The sequence below is a fragment of the Streptomyces sp. TSRI0281 genome (assembly GCF_001905125.1).
GTDB lineage: Bacteria > Actinomycetota > Actinomycetes > Streptomycetales > Streptomycetaceae > Streptomyces.
Genome location: NZ_LWLE01000038.1, coordinates 202,291 through 225,410, shown reverse-complemented (window position 1 = coordinate 225,410; position 23,120 = coordinate 202,291). Strand labels below are relative to the sequence as shown.

Annotated in this window: 22 protein-coding genes; 6 read left to right on the top strand and 16 right to left on the bottom strand. The window is 70.5% G+C overall.

Going from position 1 to position 23,120, the window contains the following annotated elements; genetic code table 11:
- Window positions 1-67: 67 nt before the first annotated feature.
- From A6A29_RS41925 to A6A29_RS41910, 4 genes are all read right to left on the bottom strand, one after another.
- On the bottom strand, window positions 68-871 hold the full coding sequence (locus tag A6A29_RS41925; protein ID WP_073729247.1) for a DUF1295 domain-containing protein: 804 nt from the start codon (window positions 869-871) through the stop codon (window positions 68-70).
- 124 nt (window positions 872-995) lie between these two features.
- Entirely contained in the window at window positions 996-2,261 is a 1,266-nt protein-coding gene (locus A6A29_RS41920; protein ID WP_073729245.1) for an SAM-dependent methyltransferase, read from the bottom strand.
- Window positions 2,258-2,980 (bottom strand): DUF1365 domain-containing protein, encoded by a 723-nt coding sequence (locus tag A6A29_RS41915; RefSeq protein WP_198953581.1) that lies wholly within the window; start codon window positions 2,978-2,980, stop codon window positions 2,258-2,260. The genes A6A29_RS41920 and A6A29_RS41915 overlap by 4 nt, the downstream gene beginning before the upstream one ends.
- Window positions 2,977-4,251 (bottom strand): NAD(P)/FAD-dependent oxidoreductase, encoded by a 1,275-nt coding sequence (locus A6A29_RS41910; RefSeq protein ID WP_073729241.1) that lies wholly within the window; start codon window positions 4,249-4,251, stop codon window positions 2,977-2,979. The genes A6A29_RS41915 and A6A29_RS41910 overlap by 4 nt, the downstream gene beginning before the upstream one ends.
- 259 nt (window positions 4,252-4,510) lie before the next feature.
- On the opposite strand from A6A29_RS41910, the gene A6A29_RS41905 reads away from it, so the two are divergent.
- From A6A29_RS41905 to A6A29_RS41885, 5 genes are all read left to right on the top strand, one after another.
- Window positions 4,511-6,046, top strand: a complete 1,536-nt coding sequence (locus A6A29_RS41905; protein WP_073729590.1) for a molybdopterin-dependent oxidoreductase — start codon at window positions 4,511-4,513, stop codon at window positions 6,044-6,046.
- 61 nt (window positions 6,047-6,107) lie between these two features.
- On the top strand, window positions 6,108-6,752 hold the full coding sequence (locus A6A29_RS41900) for a fasciclin domain-containing protein (protein ID WP_073729239.1): 645 nt from the start codon (window positions 6,108-6,110) through the stop codon (window positions 6,750-6,752).
- A 75-nt stretch (window positions 6,753-6,827) separates the two neighbouring features.
- Complete coding sequence (locus A6A29_RS41895; RefSeq protein WP_073729237.1) at window positions 6,828-7,838, top strand: ADP-ribosylglycohydrolase family protein; 1,011 nt, start codon at window positions 6,828-6,830, stop codon at window positions 7,836-7,838.
- Window positions 7,839-7,946: 108 nt separating this feature from the next.
- Window positions 7,947-8,387, top strand: coding sequence for an SPW repeat protein (locus A6A29_RS41890; RefSeq protein ID WP_073729235.1), 441 nt, complete (start codon window positions 7,947-7,949; stop codon window positions 8,385-8,387).
- A 308-nt stretch (window positions 8,388-8,695) separates the two neighbouring features.
- Entirely contained in the window at window positions 8,696-9,796 is a 1,101-nt protein-coding gene (locus A6A29_RS41885) for an LLM class flavin-dependent oxidoreductase (RefSeq protein ID WP_073729233.1), read from the top strand.
- 72 nt (window positions 9,797-9,868) lie between these two features.
- On the opposite strand, the gene A6A29_RS41880 is transcribed toward A6A29_RS41885, so the two are convergent.
- The 12 genes from A6A29_RS41880 to A6A29_RS41825 form a co-directional block, all read right to left on the bottom strand.
- Window positions 9,869-12,697: a DEAD/DEAH box helicase gene (locus A6A29_RS41880; RefSeq protein ID WP_073729231.1), complete on the bottom strand. Its 2,829-nt coding sequence runs from the start codon at window positions 12,695-12,697 to the stop codon at window positions 9,869-9,871.
- Between the two features lie 61 nt (window positions 12,698-12,758).
- On the bottom strand, window positions 12,759-13,649 hold the full coding sequence (locus tag A6A29_RS41875) for a diacylglycerol kinase (RefSeq protein WP_073729229.1): 891 nt from the start codon (window positions 13,647-13,649) through the stop codon (window positions 12,759-12,761).
- 18 nt (window positions 13,650-13,667) lie between these two features.
- Window positions 13,668-14,633, bottom strand: coding sequence for a twin-arginine translocase subunit TatC (gene tatC / locus A6A29_RS41870; protein WP_073729227.1), 966 nt, complete (start codon window positions 14,631-14,633; stop codon window positions 13,668-13,670).
- 49 nt (window positions 14,634-14,682) lie between these two features.
- Complete coding sequence (gene tatA, locus A6A29_RS41865) at window positions 14,683-14,979, bottom strand: Sec-independent protein translocase subunit TatA (protein ID WP_073729225.1); 297 nt, start codon at window positions 14,977-14,979, stop codon at window positions 14,683-14,685.
- A gap of 216 nt (window positions 14,980-15,195) precedes the next feature.
- Complete coding sequence (locus A6A29_RS41860) at window positions 15,196-15,393, bottom strand: hypothetical protein (RefSeq protein ID WP_073729223.1); 198 nt, start codon at window positions 15,391-15,393, stop codon at window positions 15,196-15,198.
- Between the two features lie 16 nt (window positions 15,394-15,409).
- Entirely contained in the window at window positions 15,410-15,709 is a 300-nt protein-coding gene (locus A6A29_RS41855) for a hypothetical protein (RefSeq protein WP_079183263.1), read from the bottom strand.
- 18 nt (window positions 15,710-15,727) lie between these two features.
- Window positions 15,728-16,684: a helix-turn-helix transcriptional regulator gene (locus tag A6A29_RS41850; RefSeq protein ID WP_073729219.1), complete on the bottom strand. Its 957-nt coding sequence runs from the start codon at window positions 16,682-16,684 to the stop codon at window positions 15,728-15,730.
- 12 nt (window positions 16,685-16,696) lie between these two features.
- The gene (locus A6A29_RS41845) at window positions 16,697-17,650 is read right to left on the bottom strand and encodes a helix-turn-helix transcriptional regulator (protein WP_073729217.1); all 954 of its coding nucleotides are present in this window, start codon (window positions 17,648-17,650) and stop codon (window positions 16,697-16,699) included.
- 137 nt (window positions 17,651-17,787) lie between these two features.
- Window positions 17,788-18,162, bottom strand: a complete 375-nt coding sequence (locus tag A6A29_RS41840; protein ID WP_073729215.1) for an FKBP-type peptidyl-prolyl cis-trans isomerase — start codon at window positions 18,160-18,162, stop codon at window positions 17,788-17,790.
- A gap of 43 nt (window positions 18,163-18,205) precedes the next feature.
- Entirely contained in the window at window positions 18,206-19,144 is a 939-nt protein-coding gene (locus A6A29_RS41835) for an FKBP-type peptidyl-prolyl cis-trans isomerase (protein WP_073729213.1), read from the bottom strand.
- Window positions 19,145-19,270: 126 nt separating this feature from the next.
- Window positions 19,271-20,632 carry a Pup--protein ligase gene (gene pafA / locus A6A29_RS41830; RefSeq protein ID WP_073729211.1) on the bottom strand — a complete coding sequence of 454 codons (1,362 nt, stop codon included), beginning with the start codon at window positions 20,630-20,632 and terminating at the stop codon, window positions 19,271-19,273.
- Between the two features lie 9 nt (window positions 20,633-20,641).
- Window positions 20,642-21,901 (bottom strand): MFS transporter, encoded by a 1,260-nt coding sequence (locus A6A29_RS41825; RefSeq protein WP_073729209.1) that lies wholly within the window; start codon window positions 21,899-21,901, stop codon window positions 20,642-20,644.
- A gap of 167 nt (window positions 21,902-22,068) precedes the next feature.
- On the opposite strand from A6A29_RS41825, the gene A6A29_RS41820 reads away from it, so the two are divergent.
- The gene (locus A6A29_RS41820; RefSeq protein ID WP_073729207.1) at window positions 22,069-23,109 is read left to right on the top strand and encodes a LacI family DNA-binding transcriptional regulator; all 1,041 of its coding nucleotides are present in this window, start codon (window positions 22,069-22,071) and stop codon (window positions 23,107-23,109) included.
- Window positions 23,110-23,120 lie beyond the last annotated feature (11 nt).

Below are 23,120 nucleotides of genomic sequence, written 5' to 3'. Positions count from 1 at the left end.
ACGCTCACGCGGACCGCCAGGGCCACCGCCACCATCGCCCTTGCCACGGCCATCGCCGCCGCCAGGATCAGTTCCCACGCGGTGGCCGGGGGAAGAATCCGCTGGTCCGGGCCGTGTAGTCGGCGTAACCTGCCCGCTGCGCCATGTGCCGCTCCAGCAGCGCCTTCCCGCTTCCCTTGATCAGCAGGAAGCTCATCACCACCGGAGCCACGAGCGTCGCCCCCGCCACCGCGGGCTGTTCGCACACCAGCAGGAACAGCCCCCACCAGACGCAGAAGTCACCGAAGTAGTTCGGGTGCCGGGTCCACGACCAGAGTCCCCGGTCCATGATCCGGCCCCGGTTGGCGGGATCGGAGGTGAAGCGGGCCAGTTGCCGGTCCCCGACGGCCTCGAAGACGAAACCCACTGCCCACAGCGCCGTCCCCGCCCAGGTCCACCAGGTCGGCGGCCCCGTCAGATACTGCGCGGCCTGCACCGGCAGCGAGATCAGCCAGACCAGAGCGCCCTGGAGGAGGTAGACCTTCCGCAGGGCGTACAGCTCCCGATGGCCGGGGGCCTTGGCCAGCATCGCCCCGTAGCGCGGGTCCTCGCCCCGGCCCCGGCCGCGCCGGCCGATGTGCGCGGCGAGCCGCAGGCCCCAGACAACGGTGAGCACCGTCGCCAGCAGCCGCCGCCCGTCGTCGCCCCCGCCCGCCGACAGGACGTACGAGACGACCGCCACCGCCGCGAAGGCGATCCCCCACGCGACGTCCACGACGCGGTGCACGCCCTTCCCGAGCGCGATCACGAAGGTGACCAGCATGACGGCGAGGGCGGCGCCCGCCGAGGCCGCGAGGCCACCGGCGAACGCCGCCCAGGGGAACCCGCTCACCGCTCCGGCTCCGTCGTGCCCCGGGACATCTGCCGGACCGGGGCCCGGCACCCCGGCCGCGGCGAGGAGTGCGGCCGGGCGGCGCCGCGCGGGGCGGTCCTGCCTGGAGTTCCGGTGGAGGTGGTCACGCGGTCTCCTCGCGGGTCAGGAGCAGTTGCTGCACATTGAGATAGCCGGAGCGGAAGCCCGCCTCCGAATAGGCGAGGTAGAAGGTCCACATCCGGCGGAAGGTCGCGTCGAAGCCGAGGGCGTCGATCTCGTCGGTCCGTTCGGTGAACCGTTCCCGCCACAGGCGCAGGGTCTCGGCGTAGTGCGTGCCGAAGGGGGTGCGCTGCCGTATCCGCAGGCAGGTGTGGTCGGCGGTGACCCGTTCCACGGCCTGAACGGAGGGCAGCAGCCCGCCGGGGAAGATGTACTTCTGGATCCAGGTGTACGTGGTGCGGCCGGCGCGCATCCGGTCGTCCGGCATGGTGATGGCCTGGAGGGCGATACGCCCGCCAGGGGCCAGGAGCCGTTCCAGGGCGGTGAAGTAGACCGGCCAGTACTCCTCGCCGACCGCCTCGATCATCTCGACGCTGACGATCGCGTCGTACTCCCCGGCGATCTCGCGGTAGTCGCACAGCCGGACCTCGACCAGGTCCTCGAACCCGGCCTCACGGATGCGGGCCTCGGCCAGTTCGCGCTGCTCGGCGGAGAGCGTGACCGTGACGACACGGGCGCCGCGGCCGGCGGCCCTGAGGGCGAGTTCGCCCCAGCCGGTACCGATCTCCAGCAGGGTGCTGCCGGGGCCGACGCCGGCCAGGTCCAGCAGGCGGTCGATCTTGCGGTGCTGGGCGGCGGGCAGCACCGAACGCTCGGCGGGAAAGCCGCGGAAGTACGCGGCGGAGTACGTCAGGGTCTCGTCGAGGAAGAGGGAGAAGAGGTCGTTCGACAGGTCGTAGTGGTGGCTGATGTTGTCGCGGGCGTGCTCGGGCGTGTTGGTGTGCCCGGCGGGCCGGCGCGCCGCCCACAGCCCGCGCAGCCGTTGCAGGGGGCGGGGGACCAGTTCGGCCGCGTGTCCGGCGAGCACGGTCAGCACGCCCACCAGGTCGGGCGAGTCCCACTCGCCCGCCATGTAGGACTCGCCGAAGCCGATGAGGCCGTGCGCGCCGATCCTGCGGAAGAACCGCTCCGGTTCACGGATGTCCATGAGCGGGCCGCCCAGGCCCAGGCTCTCGCCGCCGGCGAGCCGGGCCCGGAGCGGCAGCCGGGCCAGCGCGCTCCGGACGATCCGTTCCGCGAGGGCGGTCCGTGCCCGGGAGGTCCGGGGCGGCGTGACGATGTCGGGCCAGCGCTCCGGGTCGGGAGCGGGGGTGCGGTGCGCGGACAGCGCGGGTGTGGGCGCGTTCACTGCATGCCTTCCTGTGTGCGGTGGGAGGGGCGGGGCCGCACGGGCAGCCCGCGCAGATACAGCCGGATGCCGTGCAGCCGGATCGCGGCGGAGACGAGAACGGTGGACCAGGGGTGACGCAGGGACAGCCGGAGCAGCTCGGCGGGGGTGGCTTCGCGCCGGGTGCCGCGTACGGTCGCGGTGAACGGGCGGGCTCCGTCGCGCTCCAGACGGATGGTCAGGCCGAGGCGGGGGCCGGGCTCCGGCAGCCGCATCCGATAGCTGCCGTCGACGGGGAAGAACGGCGATACGTAGAACTCCTTGGCGGTCTCCGCCCGGTCCGCCGCGTCCGGGCGGAGCAGATACCCGTGCCGTTCGCCGTAGGTGTTGTGCACTTCGGCGACGACGCAGAGCGGGGTCCCGTCCCGGCGCCGGCACCAGTAGACGGTCAGCGGGTTGAACACATGGCCCAGGACGCGGGCCTGGGTGAGCATCGTGACGGTGCCATCGGCAAGGTCCAGGCCGTGGCCGCGCAGGAAGCGTTCGAGCCCGGCGCGGATGGTGGGCGCGGTGCCGCCGAAGTGGTCGCGGGCGTCGAAACGGGCCAGCGGGCGCAGGACGCGCGGCAGCCGGGGCGGCCGTTCGGGGTCGATGAACCACAGATGGGTGCGGTGGCGGAACGCGTATCGGCCGGGGATGGTCCGCACATGGGTGATCGTGCACGGGTAGAGGGCGCTCACCACGCCACCCCCAGCGCCGCCGCCGCCTCGGCCCCCGAACGGCAGCCGTCCTCGTGGAACCCCCAGCCGTGGTACGCCCCGGCGTAGGCGGTGACGGGTCCGGACAGTGCGGGAAGCCGGGCCTGGGCGGCCACCGATTCCGGGGTGTAGACGGGATGTTCGTAGACCATGCGGGCCCGGACCCGGTCCGGATCGACGCGGTCGGCGCCGTTGAGTGTGACGACGAAGGTGTCGGGGGCATCCAGCCGCTGGAGCCGGTTCATGTCGTAGCTGACGGTGACCCGGTCGCTGTCGGCGGTGCAGGAGGGCATCAGGTAGTTCCACGAGGCCCGTGCGCCGCTGCTGCGGGGCAGGAGCGTGGTGTCGGTGTGCAGCAGGGTGGGGTTGCGGGAGTAGCGGAACGCGCCGAGGGTACGGCGCTCCTCCTCCGTCGGGTCGGCCAGCAGCCGCAGCGCCTGGTCCGGGTGGGTGGCGATGACGACGGCGGCGTACGTCTCGGTGGTGCCGTCCTCGGTGAGGAGTTCCACGCCGTCGGATTGGCGGCGCAGGGACCGCACCGGTGTGGAGGTGTGCACGGCGTTGAGCCGCTTGGCGACGCGGTCGACGTAGGTACGCGAGCCGCCGGTGACGGTGCGCCAGACCGGGGAGCCACCGACCGTGAGCATCCCGTGGTGGTCCAGGAACCTGAACAGGTAGCGGGCCGGGTAGCGCAGTGCGGTCACCGGGTCGCAGGACCAGACGGCGGAGACCATCGGGGTCAGGAAGTGGGAGTGGAAGTACGGCGAGAAGCGGGCGCGTGCGGTGAATTCGCCCAGCGTCATCTCGGGGGCCGCGGTGTCCGGCCGCGCGAGGAGGGCACGGGCCGCCCGGTGGAAGCGCGGCACCTCGGCGAGCATCCGCAGATAGCGGCCGCGCAGCGCGGCCCGTGGCTGGGCGAACAGCCCGGCGGGGCCGCAGGCGCCCGCGTATGCCAGGCCGCACCCCTCGCACCGTACGGACATGCTCATCTCGGACTTCTGTGTGGGGACGCCGAGTTCGTCGAAGAGGCGCAGCAGGTACGGGTAGGTACGCCGGTTGTGGACGATGAAGCCCGAGTCGACGCGGTGCGTGCGGCCGTCCGACCCGGTCAGGTCGTGGGTGTGCGCGTGTCCGCCGACGCGTTCGTCCGCCTCGTACAGCGTCACGTCGTGGGCCTTGTGGAGGATGTGCGCCGCGGTCAGTCCCGCCACTCCGGCGCCCACCACGGCCATCCGCCGCCGTTCCCGTGCCATTGCCTGCTCCTCGGGTCCTTCTTCGCCGGCCGGGGCGCTGTTGGGGGCCCCTTTCCGTTGATTCGTCGCCGTGGCCGGGGCGGATTGGTCGGTCTTCGGCTCTGACCCGATCGGGTGAATAACCAATCCACGGGCCGTCCCGTGCCGAATACATGGCGTGAGGAAAGTTCAGAACGATTCGCGGACGCACGGCACCTCCGGGTCCCGCAGGTCCCGCAGGTCCCGCTGGGCGCGTGCCGCCTTCGCCGCGCTCGGCGGTCTGATCGCCGGGTTCTGCGCCCTGTGCGTGGCCGAGCTGGTCGCTGCTGCCGTACGTCCCGAGGCGGGGCCGGTCACAGCGGTGGGCGGGGCGGTCATCGACCGCACTCCCCCGGCGCTGAAGGACTTCGCCGTACGGCATTTCGGCACCAACGACAAGCTGGTGCTCCAGTTGGGCATCCTCGTGCTGCTGGCGGTCTTCGCCATGGCGGTGGGGGTGCTCGCGCTGCGGCACCGGCGGCTCGGTTCGGCGGCCGTTCTGATCTTCGGCGTGGTCGGGGCGGTGGCGGCGACCACCCGGCCGGAGGGCGGGCCGGGCGACGCACTGCCTTCGGTGGTGGGAGCCGTGGTGGCCGCGGGAGTGCTGTATCTCCTGATCGGGCGGCTCACGCGGGTTCCCGGTCCGACTCCCGCGGCTGGGGAGACGGACCGGGGGACGCCGGGCTCCTTCGACCGCCGCGGTTTCGTGATCGCGGCGACCACGGCCGCGGCGGCCTCGGCCGGTGCGGGCCTGGTGGGACGGCGACTCACCGCGTCCGTACAGGCCGGGGCCTCCGCCTCACGCGCGGAGATCGTCCTCCCGGTGCCGGATTCGGCGGCGCCCGCCGTCCCGCGCGGCGCCGATCTGGGCATCCGGGGTGTGAGCTCGTTCATCACCTCGAACAAGAGCTTCTACCGGGTGGACACCGCTCTGGTGGTACCCCAGGTCGATGCCGACCGGTGGCGGCTGCGCATCCATGGCAAGGGTGTCGGCCGTCCCCTCACGGTCAGTTTCCGCGACCTGCTGGCGCGGGAGATCATCGAGCGCGACATCACCCTGGCGTGTGTGTCCAACGAAGTCGGCGGGCCCTACATCGGCAATGCCCGCTGGATCGGCGTGCGACTGGCCGACCTACTGCGCGAGGCCGGAGTGAAGCCCCCGTCGCGGGGCGGACCCGCCGACCAGATCGTGTCGCGTTCGGTGGACGGCATGACGATCGGCACACCGGTCGAGGACGTCATGGACGGGCGGGACGCGCTCCTCACGCTCGGTATGAACGGCGAGCCGCTGCCCTTCGCGCACGGTTTCCCGGTCCGGATGCTCGTGCCGGGGCTGTACGGCTATGTGTCGGCCTGCAAATGGATCCAGGACATCGAGCTGACGACGTTCGACGACTACGACGCCTACTGGGTCAAGCGCAGTTGGTCGCGCCGGGGTCCCATCAAGACCGAATCGCGCATCGACACCCCGCGCCCCTTCGCGTCACCCAAGGCGGGCACGGTGCCCGTCGCCGGTGTCGCCTGGGCCCAGCACCGGGGCATCGACCGGGTGGAGGTCCGGGTGGACGGCGGCGAGTGGCACACCGCCCGCCTCGGCACGGAGGACAGCCGGGACACCTGGCGTCAGTGGGTGTGGGAATGGCCGGCCACGTCCGGCAACCACACCCTTGAGGTCCGCGCCACGGACCGCACCGGCGCCACCCAGACCGGCAAACGGGTCGGCACCGTCCCCAACGGTGCGACCGGCTGGCATTCGGTGGTGGTCAACGTGTCCTGACTCTTCGTCACCCAACGCCCATGAACAGCGTATTGATCACTACCCCATCCAGGAGAACACCATGAACACCCTGCACTTCCGTCGCATCGCCGTGGCCGTGTCCGCCGCAGCCGTTCTGCCACTGGCCCTGACGGCCTGTTCCTCCGACGACTCCAAGGACTCCGCGGCCGGTTCCACGCCGAGCGCGGCATCGTCACCGGCCACGTCGGACGGCGACTCCATGAACATGGACGAGCCGTTCGGCCCGGCGTGCGCATCGGTGCCGAAGGACGGCGCGGGCTCGTTCTCCGGTATGGCGCAGGACCCGGTCGCCACGGCCGCGTCGAACAACCCGGACCTCTCCACGCTGGTCACCGCCGTCAAGCAGGCGGGTCTGGTCGACACCCTGAACAACGCGCAGAACATCACGGTGTTCGCGCCGACCAATGAGGCCTTCGCCAAGATCCCGAAGGCCGACCTGGACAAACTGCTGGCGAACAAGGCCGAGCTGACCAAGGTGCTCACCTATCACGTGGTGGGCGAGAAGCTGACGCCGAAGCAGTTGGAGAACGGGTCCTTCGACACCTTGGAGAAGAGCAGGCTGACGACGTCCGGTTCGGGGATGGTCTACACGGTGAACGACTCCTCGAAGGTCGTCTGCGGCAATGTGCCGACCGCCAACGCCACGGTCTACATCATCGACACGGTCCTGATGCCGCCGAAGTAGTCCCGAAGCGGCTCGTGCGAGCCGTGACGGCCCCCGATGCGAGCGGGCGCGTGCCGCCCGCCCTACCCTGGCCCGATGAACCCGCTGGATCAGGTATCCCGCACGGCCCGGGTGTCGGGCGCCGTCGTCGGCTCGGCGGCCGGCGACGCGCTGGGGGCCCCGTTCGAGTTCGGCCCCGCCGGAGCGTTCACGGCCCGCTTCCCGGACGGCGTCGGCACGATGTGCGGGGGCGGCGGCTGGGATCCGGGCGAGGCGACGGACGACACGCAGATGGCGGTCCTCGTCGGGGAGTCCCTGCTGGAGTGCGGCGGCCTGGACCTGCCGGAGATGTTCGGCCGGTTCCGGCGGTGGGCGGCGGGCGACCCGAAGGACATCGGTCTGCAGACCGAGGAGGTCCTGACGAGCGGTGAGCCCTGGGACCTGGCCGCCGCCCTGCACTTCCAGGTCAACGGACGGGCCGCGGGCAACGGTTGCCTGATGCGGGCCACCACCTCGGCGGTGTACTTCTCGGGGGCGGGCCGAGCGGCGACCATGGACGCGGCCCGCCGGATCGCGGCGCTGACGCATGGTGACCGGGCGGCCTGGGAAGGTACCGCCCTCTTCCACGAACTGGTCCGGGTGGCGCTGGCCGGCGGCGACCCGCTCGCCGCCGTGCCCGACGCCCTGGAGCACGTACACGAGGATCACCGTGCGCGGTGGGCCGCCAACCTCGCGCCCGACTGGCACCCGGACAGGGCGACCGAGTTCAACGGAGCGGTGTGGCCGTGCCTCGGCACCGCGCTGTGGGCGCTGCGCACGACGGACTGCTTCGAGAGCGCGCTGGTGGCGGCCGTCGACGTGGGCGGAGACACCGACACGGTCGCGGCGGTGACGGGCGGCCTCGCGGGCGCGGTGTACGGGACCGGGGCGATCCCGGAACGCTGGACGGAGCCCCTGCACGTCCCCCTGCCCGGGTACGGGGACCGGGTACTGAGGACCGACGATCTGGTGTCGCTGGCGGAACGGCTGAACGACTGGACGGCCCAGAAGACCGTGCCACACCGGGGTCCGACGGCCATGACCGTACATCCGCCGATCGCACAGTGAGATAAATCTACGCATAAGGGAGAGATAAGAGCAGAATGGTATCTGCAGGCACTCTCCGCACACTCCCCACAGCGGTCGGGCCTGTTGGACCGAAGGAGACGAAAACTCATGAGCAACGTCTCACACACCCGGCGTGACCTGGCCGGTCACCCGGATGTCCCCGAAATGCGCGAGCGGTACGACCGTATGCTCGGTGGCCGCGACGTGGCGTTGGTGGACGGACCGGCATTCCTCGTCGGTCTGTACTGCGCCGTCTCGCCGTGGGTGCTCCACTTCACCGCGAGCCAGCCCGCGCTCGTGACGCACAACCTCGTGATGGGTATCGCCATCGCCGTGCTGGCACTGGGATTCTCCGTCATGCCTGAGCGCATGTACGGCCTGAGCTGGGCCATGTGCGCCATGGGTGCCTGGATCATCGTGTCGACCTGGATCGTGGGCAGCAGCCCGGACACCGGGGTCATCATCAACAACGTCGTCGTCGGTGGGCTGACCGTCCTGCTGGGACTGATCTGCGCGGGAACGGCGGCGAGGAGCCGCAGGAAGATCTGACCGAGCCGCACCACGGGCGGGGGACCGTCGTGGCCGCAGGCTCTCGGACGAGGGCTGCGGCCACCACCCCTGCCCGCACCGCGGGCGGCGTGTCCGTCCACCGGCCCGGTCCGTCCACCGGCCCATGGTTGACGAGACACCAACACGCCTGTTCCACTGGGCGAATGCGCCCTCAGCTGCGGCTGGTCACCCGTGACCACATCGACTTCGGTCGAGTGTGGTCCTCCTCGTGTCGTCCCTGACCGCTCCACGTCACGGCATTCCCCGACACGACCGGTTTCCACCGCAGCACGAGATGAGGCTTCGCCATGCCCGTCGAGTTCCTCGGCATCGCAGCGACCAATGAAGGTTCCGAAGTGACCGCCCGCTCAGGGGTGTCCTTCGACAAGGAGTACACGCTCAAGCTGGCCCGCGCCCACCAGGACCACGGCTGGGACCGGGTGCTGTTCGCCTACGGCTCGGGCTCCCCCGACCCGTCCCCCGCCGCCGCGTACATCGCCGCCCGGACCGAGACGCTGCAGATCCTGGTGGCCCACCGCCCCAACGTCTCGTACCCCACCTTCGCGGCCAAGACCTTCGCGACCCTGGACCGGATCAGCGACGGACGCCTCGCCGTGCACTTCATCACCGGCGGGAACGACCACGAGCAGCAGCGCGAGGGCGACTTCCTCACGAAGGACGAGCGGTACGCGCGTACCCGTGAGGCCATCCAGATCATCAAGAGGGCCTGGACCTCGCACGAGCCCTTCGACCACGAGGGCACGCACTACCGGTTCAACGACTTCGTGAGCGACACCTTCCCGGTCCAACAGCCGCATCCGCGCGTCTCGTTCGGCGGATCGTCGGCCGCCGCCTACGCGGCCGGGGGCGCCGAGGCCGACATCTACTGCCTCTGGGGCGAACCGCTCGCCGAGACCGCCGAACAGATCGAGTCCGTGAAGGCCGCCGCGAAGGCCGCGGGCCGCACCGACGTCCCGAAGATCCAGGTCGCCTTCCGCCCGATCATCGCGCCGACCGAGGAACTGGCCTGGGAGAAGGCGCATCGCACGCTCGACCGCATCAAGGCCCGCAGGGCCGGCGCCCCGCCGGCCCGCCGCCACCCGTTGACGAACCCCGAGAACTCCGGTTCGCAGCGGCTGCTCAGAGTGGCCGCGCAGAGCGAGCGCCACGACCGGGCGCTGTGGACACCCACCGCGGCCGAGACGGGTGGCGCGGGCAACTCGACGGCGCTGGTGGGCACACCGGAAACGGTGGCGCAGGCGCTGCTCGACTACTACGACCTGGGCGTGGAGATCCTCTCCGCCCGCGGCTACGACCTGCTGGACGACGCCATCGACTTCGGCCGGTTCGTGATTCCTCTCGTCCGCGAGGAAGTGGCCAAACGAGACGCGTCCAGGCAAGCGGCCTGAGCCGCCCCGCCGCACCCGGTCGTGGGACGGGGCGGGCAGAGGAGGAACACCCCTGCCCGCCCCGTCCGACGGTCACCCCACGGAGCTGTACGCCACCACGCCCCGCAGCACCCCGTCCACGGCCTTGCGCGCGTTCTTCGCCACCGAACTCCCGTCCCGCGGAGCGGCGGCGGCGACCTGCCCCAGCACGTCGATCACCTGCTTGCACCACCGTACGAAGTCCCCCGCCGGCATCTCCGCCTCGCGCAGCACCTCGTCCAGCGTGTGCCCGGAGGCCCACATATAGACCGCCCAGGCGAACCCGAGATCGGGCTCGCGCTGTCCGACGCCCTCGGTCTGGTTGATCTTGAAGTCCTCCTCCAGGGCGTCGAGCCGGCCCCAGATACGGACCATCTCGGCCATGGCGGTCTTCGCGGGCCCGGACGGCAGCTTGGGGGCCACCGCGTCGTCCGCCTGCCGCGCCTCGTACACCAACGCCGAGACACACGCGGCGAGTTCGGCGGGGTTCAGCCCTTCCCAGACACCCTCCCGCAGGCACTCGCTGGCGAGCAGGTCCAGCTCACCGTAGAGCCGGGCGAGCCGTCTGCCGTTGTCGGTGACCTCGCTGCCCTGGAGGTAGTCCAGCTCGGTGAGCAGCGCGACGATCCGGTCGAAGGTCCGGGCGATCGTGTTCGTCCGCCCCTCGATCCGGTGCTCCAGCTGCCGGGTGTCGCGTTGCAGCCGGTGGTACCGCTCGGCCCACCGGGCGTGATCCTCCCGCTCGTCGCACCCGTGGCAGGGATGCGCGCGCAGTTCGGTCCGCAGCCGGGTGATCTCCCGGTCGTCGGCCGCCGCGGCCCGCTGCTTGCGGTGCCGCTCCGGCTCGATGTGCCCCGCCTTGGTCCGCAGCGCGGACGCCAGATCACGGCGCGACTGCGGCGAGCGCGGATTGAACGACTTCGGGACACGCATCCGCTCCAGCGCCTCCACCGGCACCGGGAAGTCGATCGACGCCAGCCGCTTGACCTGCCGCTCGGCGGTCAGCACCAGCGGACGCGGACCGTCGTGCTGGTCGAATCCGCGATGCCCGTCGGCCCGCCCGGCCGGCAGCCCCGGATCCAGCACCAGCGCCAGCCCGGCGAACTTGCCGGTCGGCACATGGATGACGTCACCGGGCTTCAGCTTCTCCAGGGACGCCGCGGCCGCGGCGCGCCGCTGTGCGGCGCCCTGCTTGGCCAGCTCCGTCTCCCGGTCCTTGAGGTCGCGCCGCATACGCGCGTACTCCTCGAAGTCGCCGAGATGGCAGGTCATGCCCTCCCGGTAGCCCTCCAGCCCCTCCTCGTTCCGCTGGACCTGCCGGGAGATCCCGACGACGGACCGGTCGGCCTGGAACTGGGCGAAGGAGGTCTCCAGCAGCTCACGCGAACGGTGCCGCCCGAACTGCTGCACCAGGTTCACCGCCATGTTGTACGAGGGGCGGAAGCTGGAGCGCAGCGGATACGTACGCGTACCCGCGAGGCCCGCCAGCGCCGTCGGGTCCATCCCCCGCTGCCACAGGACCACCGCGTGGCCCTCGACGTCGATGCCCCGGCGTCCGGCCCTGCCGGTGAGCTGGGTGTACTCGCCGGGAGTGATGTCGGCGTGCTGCTCGCCGTTCCACTTGACCAGCTTCTCCAGCACCACCGAGCGCGCCGGCATGTTGATGCCGAGTGCCAGCGTCTCGGTGGCGAAGACCGCCTTGACGAGGCCGCGCACGAACAGCTCCTCGACGACCTCCTTGAACGTCGGCAGCATGCCCGCGTGGTGTGCGGCGATGCCCCGCTCCAGGCCTTCGAGCCATTCGTAGTAGCCGAGGACATGGAGGTCCTCGCCGGGGATGGACGCGGTCCGCTCCTCGACGATCTCCCGCACCAGGCGGCGCTTGGCCTCGTCATTGAGCCTCAGCCCGGCGTGCAGACACTGCTGTACGGCGGCCTCGCAGCCGGCCCGGCTGAAGATGAACGTGATGGCGGGCAGGAGCCCTTCGGTGTCCAGCCGGTCGATGACCTCGGGGCGGCCCGGCGTCCAGATCCGGCTGCGCTGACGCCGCTCGCGCTCACGGTCCGCCTCGCGCACCATCTTGCCGCGGCGGCGCTCGCGCGGGTTGTACCCGCGCTGATTCTCCATCCGGGCCAGCCGGACGAGATCGGGGTTGACCTCACGGCGTCCGGCGCCGCGGCCGCCGTGGTCGGTCTCCTCCTCGAAGAGGTCGTACATCTTGCGCCCGGCCATGACGTGCTGCCAGAGCGGCACGGGCCGGTGCTCGGAGACGATCACTTCGGTGTCGCCGCGGACGGTGTCCAGCCAGTCACCGAACTCCTCGGCGTTGGACACGGTCGCCGAGAGGGACACCAGAGTCACCGACTCGGGCAGATGAATGATCACTTCTTCCCACACGGCGCCGCGGAAGCGGTCGGAGAGGTAGTGCACCTCGTCCATCACGACGTAACCGAGGCCGGTCAGGGACTGGGAGCCCGCGTACAGCATGTTCCGCAGGACCTCGGTGGTCATGACGACCACCGGTGCCTCCGAGTTGACACTGTTGTCCCCGGTCAGCAGGCCGACCTTGTCCGCGCCGTAGCGCTTGACCAGATCGGTGAACTTCTGGTTGGACAGGGCCTTGATGGGCGTGGTGTAGAAGCACTTGCGGCCCTGCGTCAACGCCAGGTGTACGGCGAACTCGCCGACGATCGTCTTGCCCGACCCGGTGGGGGCCGCGACCAGCACCCCCTTGCCCGCCTCCAGTGCCTGGCAGGCCTCGATCTGGAACGGGTCCAGTCCGAATTCGTACATGTCTCGGAAGGGCCCGAGGGCCGTGGCCTGCTCGGCCGCACGGACCCGAGAAGCCTGGTATCGCTCAGCTGGTGAGAGGTCCTCTGTCATCTTGATACGAGCCTACCCGCCACCTCCGACAGTCAGCCCGATCTTTGAATCGCCGATCGGTTCACCCGGTGAGCACCCTGACCGCGCCGGGCACACAGGTGGCGGTGAGCGGCAGCGGCCCCAGCGGTTCACCGTCCGCGTACGCGGTCACACCGGCCGCCGCCAGCTCGATCGAGGAGACCCGGTGCACGGTGACCTTGGGGTGGCTCAGGTGCGTCCCCCGGTAGACCTTCGGGAACACCTTGAGCAGCGTGGCCCGGCCGCAGTCCGCGACCACGGTGACGTCGAAGAGCCCGTCGTCCATCACGGCGTCCGCGCAGATCCGCATGCCGCCGCCGTACGAGCTCCCGTTGCCCACGGCGATCAGTGTTGCCTCGATCTCCCGGACTTCGCCGCCGTCCAGCCGTATCCGGTACGGGATCGGCCGGAACGCGGCCAGCTCGGCGAGGATCGCGAGGTCGTACGTGAACCGGCCACCGATCCAGCGCATCCGGTTGCCCCGGTCGTTCACCCGCGAGTCGAAGCCGGAGGCGAGCACCGACCCGAACCACCGCTCCCCGGCCCGGCCGAGGTCGATGTCGCGCACGCCCCCGGACTTGAGCGCCCCGGCGGCCAGCCGTCCGGCGGCGGCCGGGTCCTGGATCGGCAGGCCCAGCGCACGGGCGAAGTCGTTGCCGGTGCCGACGGCGACGACACCGAGGGGTGTCGCCGTCCCGGCGACGGCCTGGAGGGCGAGGGACATCAGCCCGTCCCCGCCCACGGCTATCAGCGCCCCGGTCCCTGCGGCCACGGCCTGCCGGGCCCGGTGCAGGGCGTCGCCGGCGTCCTCACCGAGAACCGTACGGACGGAGAATCCGGCGTCCCGCAACGCGGAAGCGGCCGGCTGCGCGGCGTGCGCGCCCCGGCCGCGTCCTGCGGTGGGATTGACGAAAAGAGTGATCTCGCTGGTCACCCGCCGGACCCTACAAGGTCAGGTGATGTCGTCGTAACCGTTCAGCCGGTGCGTGTCAGCACGGTCGGACTCCCCGGAAGCCTGTCCCGGGAGGGCCTTGCGCGAGGCGGACACGTTCTCCACCCCTCCGACGTCCTCGGGGGTGAGGTCGAGCTGCGAGGCTTCGTCGTCGTCGAGCTCGGCGTCGGGGTTGTTGCGGTTCTTCCGCTTGTCGTTCAGCAGGGAGAAGCCGACCGCGATGAAGTACAGCAGCGCGAGCGGTCCGGCGAGCAGCAGCATGGACACCGGCTCACCGCCGGGGGTCGCGATGGCGGCGAAGGCGGTGAGCCCCACGATCATGCCGCGCCACCAGGTGAGCATCCGCTTGCCGGAGACGACACCCGTCAGGTTCAGCGCGATGAGCAGCAGCGGCAGCTCGAAGGCCAGGCCGAAGACGATCACCATGCGGGTGAGCAGATCCAGATAGCTGTCGAGCCCGATCTGGTTCTGTACGTTCTCCGGGCTGAACCCGAGCATGATCTCGGCCGTCTGCGGAAGGATCGCGTAGGCGAGATAGCCACCGGCGATGAAGAGCGGGGCGCCCACGACGGCGAAGCCGTACGCGTACCGCTTCTCGCCGTTGTGCAGTCCCGGCGCGACGAAGGCCCACAGCTGGTAGAGCCAGACCGGGGTGGCGATCAGCACGCCGGACATCAGCGCGACCTTGAGGGCGTTGGTGAAGGGCGCCATCAGGGTGTCGGTCTTGAGCAGCGCGCACGGTTTCCCGTTGATCGCGATGACCACGCCGTCCTTGCAGCCGACCGAATTCAGCAGGGGGCGCAGAAGGAAGTCGTAGATTTCCTTCTGGAAGAAGGCGGCGACGATCGTCACCACGACGATCGCGAGGACGGCCTTCAGAAGCCGGTTACGCAGCTCACGCAGGTGATCGAGGAGGGGCATGCGCCCCTCGTCGTCCTTCTCCTGCTTGCGGGCAGACTTGAGCAACCCACTTCCCTCGTCTCGTGCAGCAGCTGTCGGCGGAGCGTGTCAGCTGTCAGCTCTGGGTGGTGGGCTTGGCCTCGTTGACCGGGCGGGAGCTGGTGACATCTCCCGGAGCGGCCTGGATGGTGCGTGCGGCGGTGGACTGCGGCGGGGTCTGGTCCGCGACGGTCTCCGTCGTGGGCGCCGCCGGCTCGGCGTCGTCCTTCTTCATGGCCTTGGCCTCGCTCTTGAGGATGCGGGCCGACTTGCCGAGCGAACGCGCCATGTCGGGAAGCTTCTTGGCACCGAAGAGCAGCAGGATGACAGCGATGATCAGAACGATCTCGAGGGGCTTCAGATTGCCGATCATGTGCGACTTCCTTCTCACTGAGGCGACTGGAGGGTGGGCTCGCTACCCGTTCGGCAGGACATACGTCCGACCTGTGCGCTGGCAGCGATCGTAACCCGCAGGGGTAAACGTCAGGCAATGCCTGTGCATACTCCCGATTGCGGCCCGCACCTCCCTGCCTGGGCCGACCTCAGCAGCGTACCCCCCGAAGTGGAGAAACATCAGGCCGCGCCCCTGCTATCGGAGGGCATCCCCGGTGGCGGCGAGGTCGGTCGCCGCTCGTTCGAGGTCCTCGGCCGCTCGGTTGATGCGCTGTGTGGTGGTGGACACCTGACGGCCCAGCCGCTGCGCTTCGACGAACACCTTGATGGCGAGGACACCGAGTACGGCGATGCCCAGGAATCCCAGGGCGATGGCGAGCATGGGCCAGAACATGCGGCAGAGCCTCTTCCTACGGGGCGGTGTGCAGGCGCAGCGTGGAGACGCCGCCGCCGGTGAGGAGTTCGATGATGCGTTCCCCGGCGGGCTTGCGGACCGCGGCGTCGCACTCGGGGCAGGTGAAGGAGTAGAACGTGGTGCGGCGGCTGGCGCCGATCGCGAGACGCAGGGCGTCCGCGGCGAGCTCGAAGCGCCCGCGGCAGTCCGGGCAGGCGGCCCGGAACCGTACGGCGGCGGGGACCGGGACGGGAACAGGGCCGGAGGACGGCACCGCCATCACCGTCACACCTGATATCACAGACATATGATCCATATCTCCTCCGGTCGCCGCTCAGGCCGCGCCGTCGTAGGCCGCCAGCGCGTCACGGGCCGCCCGCCGCGCGCTGTCCGCCAGTTCGGGCGGGGACACGATGCGGCCTTCGCCGCCCAGCCGCAGCGCGAGCCTGCGCAGCGAGGCCGGGTCCGGCGTCCGCAGCGTGATCCGCAGCCCGCCGTCGGGGCGTTCCTCCGCACTGTCGTGCGGGTAGTACTCGGCGACCCACCGGCCGCCGGGCCCCACCTCGATGACGACCTCCGGGTCCTGCGCCGAGGGCTGCACCAGCCCTTCCGACAGGTCCCGCAGTTCCAGTTCCGGCGGCGCGGCCGGGGCGTCGAGCAGCCGGATCTCGGCGACCCGGTCCAGCCGGAAGGTGCGCCGGGCCTCGGAGAGCCGGCACCAGCCCTCCATATAGGTGTGCCCGACGGCGAACAGCCGGATCGGGTCCACCTCGCGTTCGGTCAGCTCGTCGCGGGCGGGCGAGTAGTAGCGCAGCCAGAGCCTGCGCCGCTCGGAGATCGCCCGGTCGACATCGGCGAAGACCCCGCCCTCCGATTCGAAGGTCACCGAGAGCCGGGAGCTCGCGGCCCCGACCTCACCGGCCGCCGTCTCCAGCTTGGCGGTCGCCCGCACCAGGGCCAGCCGGTCGCTCTCGCGCAGTCCGGGCAGGGTCGCCACGGCACGTGCCGCGACGAGCAGGGCGGTGGCCTCGTCGGCGGCGAGCCGCAGCGGCTCGGCCACGTCGTCGGGGTTGTGCCACCAGATGCGGTCACCGTCGGTGTCGATGTCCAGCAGGTCCCCGCCCCGGAAACTGGTCCCGCACATGGGGAGCACATCGAGGTCCGAGATCAGCTCGTCCTCGGTGATCCCGAAGGCGCGGGCCACGTCCTGGACGTGCGCGCCGGGGCGCTCGCGCAGATACGTCACCAGGGAGAGCATCCGGCGGGTCTGGTCGATCGCGTTCGTGGCCATCGGTACGGTCCCCTAGTCCTTGGCCACGGCGCGCAGCCGGTCCACCACATCGGCCCGCAGGTCGGCGGGCTCCTCCACGACGACGTCCGGGCCGAACTCGACGAGCCAGGCGTCCAGGCCGTGCCCGTACGGGATCTCCAACTCGTCCCACCCGTCGCCGAGTTCCCGTACCGCTATGGCGCGTGAGCGCAGCGGGTAGCCGGAACCGGACCGCAGCCTGATCCGCGCGGTCCTGGTCGCGGTCTCCCCCGCCCAGCTCTCGACGGTCTCGCGCACCGTCACCACGTCGGGCACCTCGGCGGTGAAGGCGCCGGACCTGGAGCGCACCTTCCCGGCGATCCGGGACAGCCGGAACACCCGCTCCGCGCCCCGGTCCCGGTCCCAGCCCGCCAGATACCAGTGCCCGCGCCAGCACTCCAGGGTCCAGGGCTCGACCTGGCGCTGCGCCGGCCGGGCCGAGTTCGCCTTGCGGTAGTCGAAGGTGACCGGGCGGCGGTCGCGGCAGGCCAGCATCAGCGGCTCGAAGGCCGCCTCATGCACCGGAATACGGGGTTCGAGGGCGCTGTGGACCTCGTACGCGTCCTCCGCCTCCGGCATGCCCGCGGCCCGCAGCTTCTGCAGCGCGCCGCTGGCCGCCCCGGCGAGCCGGGCCTGCTGCCACACCTTGGCGGCGAGCCCGAGCGCGGCGGCCTCCTCGGCGTCCAGCGTGATGGGCGGCAGCCGGTTGCTGTCGCGGCGTGCCAGATATCCGGTGTCGCCGTCCAGGTTCTCCACGGTCTCGATGATCAGCCCGAGTTCCCGCAGATCGTCCTTGTCCCGCTCGAACATCCGGTTGAAGGAGTCGTCGGAGCCGGCTTCCAGGTATGCCTCGATGGAGCCGCGAAGCTCACGCTTACTGAGCGGGCGCCGGGTTCCCAGCAGACACAGCGCCAGGTTCATCAGCCGCTCGGCCTTGGCAATCGCCATCGACGCCCTTTCTCTCCATGCTATGACCGTCGACCGTACCGCCCTCGGGTGTCCGAACAAAAAGCGAGGTCCCGCGCCGGACAGCGTGAGGGCCCATGCCGTACGGCATGGGCCCTCACTCACGTCCGACGGACCGGTCAGACTCCGACCAGGTCGCAGACGAAGATCAGCGTCTCGCCCGGGGCGATGGAGCCGCCACCGGCGCCGCGGTCACCGTACGCGAGGTGCGCGGGGATGGTCAGCTCGCGACGGCCGCCGACCTTCATGCCCTGGACGCCCTGGTCCCAGCCGGAGATGACCTGACCGGCACCGAGCTGGAAACGCAGCGGAGTGCCGCGGTTCCACGAAGCGTCGAACTCCTCGCCGGTGGAGAAGGCCACACCCACGTAGTGGACGGAGACGCTGTCTCCGGCCTTGGCGACGGGGCCGTCGCCCTCCCAGATGTCCTTGATCTGAAGGTCGACCGGCGGCTCGCCACCCGGGAAGTCGATCTCGGGCTTCTCGATGCTCACTGAACTGCTCCTCTAAATGATGAACTGGGCAACCGGGACAGTCTTACATCTTCGCCAGGATGTCCACGGCGAAGATCAGCGTGGACTTGGCGGGGATGCTCTGCTGAGCCTTGTCGCCGAACGCCTGGTCCGGCGGGATGACGAGCAGCACCCGGCTGCCGACCTTCTTGTCGATCAGACCGTCCTTGAGCCCCTTGAGGGTGATCTGGGCCAGCGGGAAGGTCTGGGTCTTGCCCTGTGCGTAGGTGCTGTCGAACTGCTTGCCACCCTTCCACACCAGACCCACATAGTTCACGACGACACTGTCGCTCTCCTTGATGACCGCACCGTCGGACTCCAGGATGTAGTTGGAGACCAGCTTCTTCGGCGGATCGCTCTTGGGGATCGTGACGGTCGGCGCCTTGCCGTCGGTCTTCGTACCGACCTTCGGCAGGTCGATGTTGTCCTGGGCGACCTCGCTGCCCTTGGCGGAGGCGGGGATCTGCGTCGCCTTCAGGACGTCGACGACGAAGACAAGGGTGGCGTTGGGCTTGATGTCGCCCTGCCCCTGCTCGCCGTAGCCGAGCGCCGGGGGGATGACCAGCTGGACCCGGCTGCCGACCTTCTGCCCGACGAGGCCCTTGTCCCAGCCCTGGATGACCATGCCGGCACCGAGCGTCAGATCGAACGGCTGCTTACGGTCGAAGCTGTTGTCGAACGGCTTGGTGGAGTCCCACGACTGCCCGAGATAATTGACCTGGATCGCGTCGCCGTTCTTGAGCTTCGCGCCGTCACCCTCACTGATGACCTCGGTCTTCAGTTCCTTGGGCGGATCACCCTTGCCCTTGGCGAGCGTGGGCTTCTCGCCGAACTTCGCACCTGCGGTGATCGCGGGCATTCCGTTCTTCGACGAGGCGGAGTCGGAGGCCTTGTCGTCGCTGCCGCATGCCGCTGTCGACAGCAGCAGGAGGGGGACGACGAGAAGGCCGGCAAGTCGGCGCACTGGTTCCTCAGATCTCAGGGGGCACGGTAGTTGGGTCCCGGACACTCTAGGCCGTGCACAGGGCCCCGTACGAGGAACGTACGGGGCCCTGTCGTGTGAGAAGCCGAGGCGTGTCCTGTCGTCGGCTCACATACCCGCGATCAACTTCTCCACTCGGTCGTCCACGGAACGGAACGGGTCCTTGCACAACACCGTTCTCTGCGCCTGGTCGTTGAGCTTGAGATGGACCCAGTCGACGGTGAAGTCCCGCCGCTGCTCCTGCGCCCTGCGGATGAAATCACCGCGCAGGCGCGCCCTGGTGGTCTGCGGGGGCACCGATTTGCCCTCGAAGATCTTCATGTCGTTGCAGATGCGGGCGACCTGGCCCTTGCGCTCCAGCAGGTAGTAGAGCCCGCGACGACGGTGGATGTCGTGATACGCGAGGTCTATCTGGGCGACCCGCGGATTCGACATGGTCATGTTGTGCTTGGCCCGGTACCGCTCGATGAGCTTGTACTTCATCACCCAGTCGATCTCGGTGCCGATCCGGTCGAGGTCCTCGGCCTCGATGGCATCGAGGGTGCGGCCCCACAGTTCGAGGACCTGGTCGACCGTGCCGGTCCGGATGCCCCGGCGTTCGACGAAGTCGACGGCCTTCTCGTAGTACTCGCGCTGGACCTCGATGGCCGAGGCCTCACGGCCGCTGGCCAGGCGCACCTTGCGCTGACCGGTGATGTCGTGGCTGACCTCGCGGATCGCCCGGATCGGGTTCTCCAGGGTCAGGTCCCGCATGACGGTGCCCGCCTCGATCATGCGGAGCACCAGGTCGGTCGCGCCCACCTTGAGGAGCATGGTCGTCTCGGACATGTTCGAGTCACCGACGATGACGTGGAGGCGGCGGTACCGCTCCGCGTCCGCGTGGGGTTCGTCGCGGGTGTTGATGATCGGACGCGAGCGGGTCGTCGCGGAGCTGACGCCCTCCCAGATGTGCTCGGCGCGCTGGCTGACGCAGTAGACCGCTCCGCGCGGCGTCTGGAGCACCTTGCCCGCGCCGCAGATCAGCTGCCGGGTGACGAGGAAGGGAATGAGAATGTCCGCGAGCCGGGAGAATTCTCCGTGCCGGGCCACGAGGTAGTTCTCATGGCATCCGTAGGAGTTCCCCGCCGAGTCGGTGTTGTTCTTGAAGAGATAGACGTCGCCCGCGATTCCCTCCTCGTGCAGGCGGCGTTCGGCGTCGACGAGCAAACCTTCGAGAATGCGTTCGCCGGCCTTGTCATGCGTGACCAGTTCGGTCACGTTGTCGCATTCGGGGGTGGCATATTCCGGATGCGATCCCACGTCGAGGTAGAGGCGGGCGCCGTTCCGCAGAAAGACATTGCTGCTGCGGCCCCATGACACAACACGGCGGAAGAGGTAGCGCGCCACTTCGTCAGGTGACAGTCGGCGCTGTCCCCTGAACGTGCACGTGACGCCGTACTCGTTCTCCAGCCCGAAAATGCGGCGGTCCATGACTGAACATTACGCCTTATGGCCTGAGCTGAAACCGGGTTCGACGGCACCGTTTCGATCATTTTCCGATCCCGCCACAACAGCGGCCGTACGCCCGGGATCTGCGAGGACCCTTCCGGTGGCCAGCAGAACCACCAGGGCGGCCACCCCACCGGCCCCCGCGACCGCGAAGCTCCACGCCGTTCCGCCGAGCTCCACCGCCGGGCCCGCCGCGGCCGTTCCGGCCGCGGCGCCTACGCCGAACGTGGTGACGAGCCAGGAGAACGCCTCGGTCACCGTGCCCCGCGGGGCATGCCGGTCCACGACGATGAAGGAGCAGGCGATCGCCGGGGCCAGGAACACTCCGGCCAGCGCGGCGAGCGCCGTCATCACGGGCACCGAGGGGGTCAGCATCAGCGGCAGGTAGCCCAGCGCCAGCAGAGCGACGATGACCCGCAGCCGCCGCTCCGGCGCGCCCGCCCACTGCCGTGCCCCGTAGGTCGCACCGCCGATCAGCGCGCCCAGACCGAGCGCGGCCATCAGCCAGCCGTACACGGATTCCCTGCCGTGGTCGTCGGCGTAGGCGACACCCGCCACGGTGATCGAGCCCAGCGCGAGCCCGACGAAGAAGAACGCGCCGAGCAGCGCGAGGAGTCCGGGCGAGCGCAGGGCACCCAGCCAGTGCGCCTCGCGGGGCGCCGAGCGCCAGGCGCGGGAGGGCTCCGACAGTACGACGGACAGGGCGCCCAGGACGCCTATCGCGTTGATGACGAGGAGCGCGGCGGCGGGCGACCAGAGGGAGACCAGGACCGTCACCAGGAGCGGGCCGACGGTGAACATCACCTCCTGGGCCACGGCGTCCATGGCGTACGCCCGGTGCACCCGGTCCTCGCGCCCCAGGACGCTCGGCCACAGGGCCCGCAGCCCGCCCTCCAGCGGCGGCGTGAAGAGTCCGGCGATGATCACCGCGAGGTAGGCCAGCGGCAGCGTGTCGAGGCCCACCAGGGCGAGCAGGGACATGCCGAGCGCGGAGAGCACCGCGGCGGGGAACTGGATGCGCGGCTGCCCGTAGAGGTCGACGGCCCGCCCGAGCAGCGGCTGTCCCACCGCCGTCGCGAGGCCGTACGCGGCGGCGAGGGCGCCCGCCTGTGTGTAGCTGCCGCCCTCGGCGCGGGTGAACAGCACGATGGCGATGTGGGCGGTGCCGCTCGGCAGCCGCCCCACCAGAGTGCCCGTCAGCAGCCGGGCGGCATGCCGCGCCCGGAGGATGTCCAGATATCCCGCGGCCATTCCCGCCCCCTCACCCTCGGCCGGACTCCCGCCCCGCCGAGGTTTTACGTATAACGTCGAGGCACATACGTACCATGACGGCAGTCCGCGGGTCCACCTCGCGGCACCCCGGGATCTCGCACCGCCCCGTCCCGGTCACCCCCGCACCACCCCGCACGGAGGCCCGAGTGACCAGCGCACAGCAGCCCGCCCCGGCACGGCCCACCAGCCGCGACGTGGCCCGCGCGGCGGGTGTCTCCCAGGCCACCGTCTCCCTGGTGCTCGGCGACAAGTGGCACGGCCGGGTGTCGGACGCCACAGCGCGGCGGGTACGCGAACGCGCCACGGAGCTCGACTACCGGCCGAACCTCGCCGCCCGCAGCCTCCGCCTCGGCCGTACCCGGACCGCGCTGCTCGTGGTCCCCGCCCTCACCAACGAGTTCTTCGCCCGCGTCTACACCGGCGCCGCCGCCGTCGCCGCCGAGCACGATTTCGGCGTCGTGCTCTACCCCTCGCCCGACGGCACCGGCCCGGCCCGGGACCCCTTCGCCTCCGCCCGCGCCGCACTCGACGGGGTGATCGCCTCCTCCATGGCCGCCGATGCCCTCGGCGCGCTGCACGGCGCCGAGCTGCCCCTGGTCATGCTGGACAGCGACCCGTCCGGCCCGGAAGCCGCCGCGCATGTGAACCTCGACATCGCCGACGGTATGCGGCAGGTGGTGGAGCATCTGCTGTCCCTCGGGCACCGTCGCTTCGTGCACCTCGCGTCCGCCGTGGACACCTGGACCTTCGCGGTCCGCGCCCAGGCCCTGCACAAGGCGCTGCGGGATGTGCCGGACGCCGTCGTCGACACCGTCCGGGCCCCCCTCGACGTACGCGCGGGGCGGGAGGCCACCGCGCGGGTACTGGACACCGACGGGCCCCGGCCGACCGCGATCGTCTGCGACGACGACATCCTGGCCGCGGGTGCCTGCAAGGCCGTCCGCCGGCTCGGGCTGCGGGTGCCGGACGACGTCTCGGTCACCGGGTTCGACGATCTGGCCCTGGCCACCGCGGTGGAACCGGAGCTCACCACGGTGAGCCTGCCCGCCGAGCAGGTCGGCGAACGGGGCATGAGGGCGCTGCTCGCCGTCCTGGACGGCCGCCCCGCGGAACCGGGCAGCCTGCCCGTCGAACTGGTGGTGCGCGGCTCCACCGCGCCGCCGTCCAAAGTCGCCGCCCGCTCATGACCGCGCCCCGG

What these genes read in the sequence shown, in the direction of transcription:
- A6A29_RS41850 (WP_073729219.1), bottom strand. Translation starts at nt 16,684, where the DNA reads ATGGCCACGAACGCGATCGACCAGACCCGCCGGATGCTCTCCCTGGTG.
- pafA (WP_073729211.1), bottom strand. Translation starts at nt 20,632, where the DNA reads ATGGACCGCCGCATTTTCGGGCTGGAGAACGAGTACGGCGTCACGTGC.
- A6A29_RS41845 (WP_073729217.1), bottom strand. Translation starts at nt 17,650, where the DNA reads ATGGCGATTGCCAAGGCCGAGCGGCTGATGAACCTGGCGCTGTGTCTG.
- A6A29_RS41855 (WP_079183263.1), bottom strand. Translation starts at nt 15,709, where the DNA reads ATGGATCATATGTCTGTGATATCAGGTGTGACGGTGATGGCGGTGCCG.
- A6A29_RS41910 (WP_073729241.1), bottom strand. Translation starts at nt 4,251, where the DNA reads ATGGCACGGGAACGGCGGCGGATGGCCGTGGTGGGCGCCGGAGTGGCG.
- A6A29_RS41880 (WP_073729231.1), bottom strand. Translation starts at nt 12,697, where the DNA reads ATGACAGAGGACCTCTCACCAGCTGAGCGATACCAGGCTTCTCGGGTC.
- A6A29_RS41890 (WP_073729235.1), top strand. Translation starts at nt 7,947, where the DNA reads ATGAGCAACGTCTCACACACCCGGCGTGACCTGGCCGGTCACCCGGAT.
- A6A29_RS41825 (WP_073729209.1), bottom strand. Translation starts at nt 21,901, where the DNA reads ATGGCCGCGGGATATCTGGACATCCTCCGGGCGCGGCATGCCGCCCGG.
- tatA (WP_073729225.1), bottom strand. Translation starts at nt 14,979, where the DNA reads ATGATCGGCAATCTGAAGCCCCTCGAGATCGTTCTGATCATCGCTGTC.
- A6A29_RS41860 (WP_073729223.1), bottom strand. Translation starts at nt 15,393, where the DNA reads ATGTTCTGGCCCATGCTCGCCATCGCCCTGGGATTCCTGGGCATCGCC.
- A6A29_RS41900 (WP_073729239.1), top strand. Translation starts at nt 6,108, where the DNA reads ATGAACACCCTGCACTTCCGTCGCATCGCCGTGGCCGTGTCCGCCGCA.
- A6A29_RS41885 (WP_073729233.1), top strand. Translation starts at nt 8,696, where the DNA reads ATGCCCGTCGAGTTCCTCGGCATCGCAGCGACCAATGAAGGTTCCGAA.
- A6A29_RS41895 (WP_073729237.1), top strand. Translation starts at nt 6,828, where the DNA reads ATGAACCCGCTGGATCAGGTATCCCGCACGGCCCGGGTGTCGGGCGCC.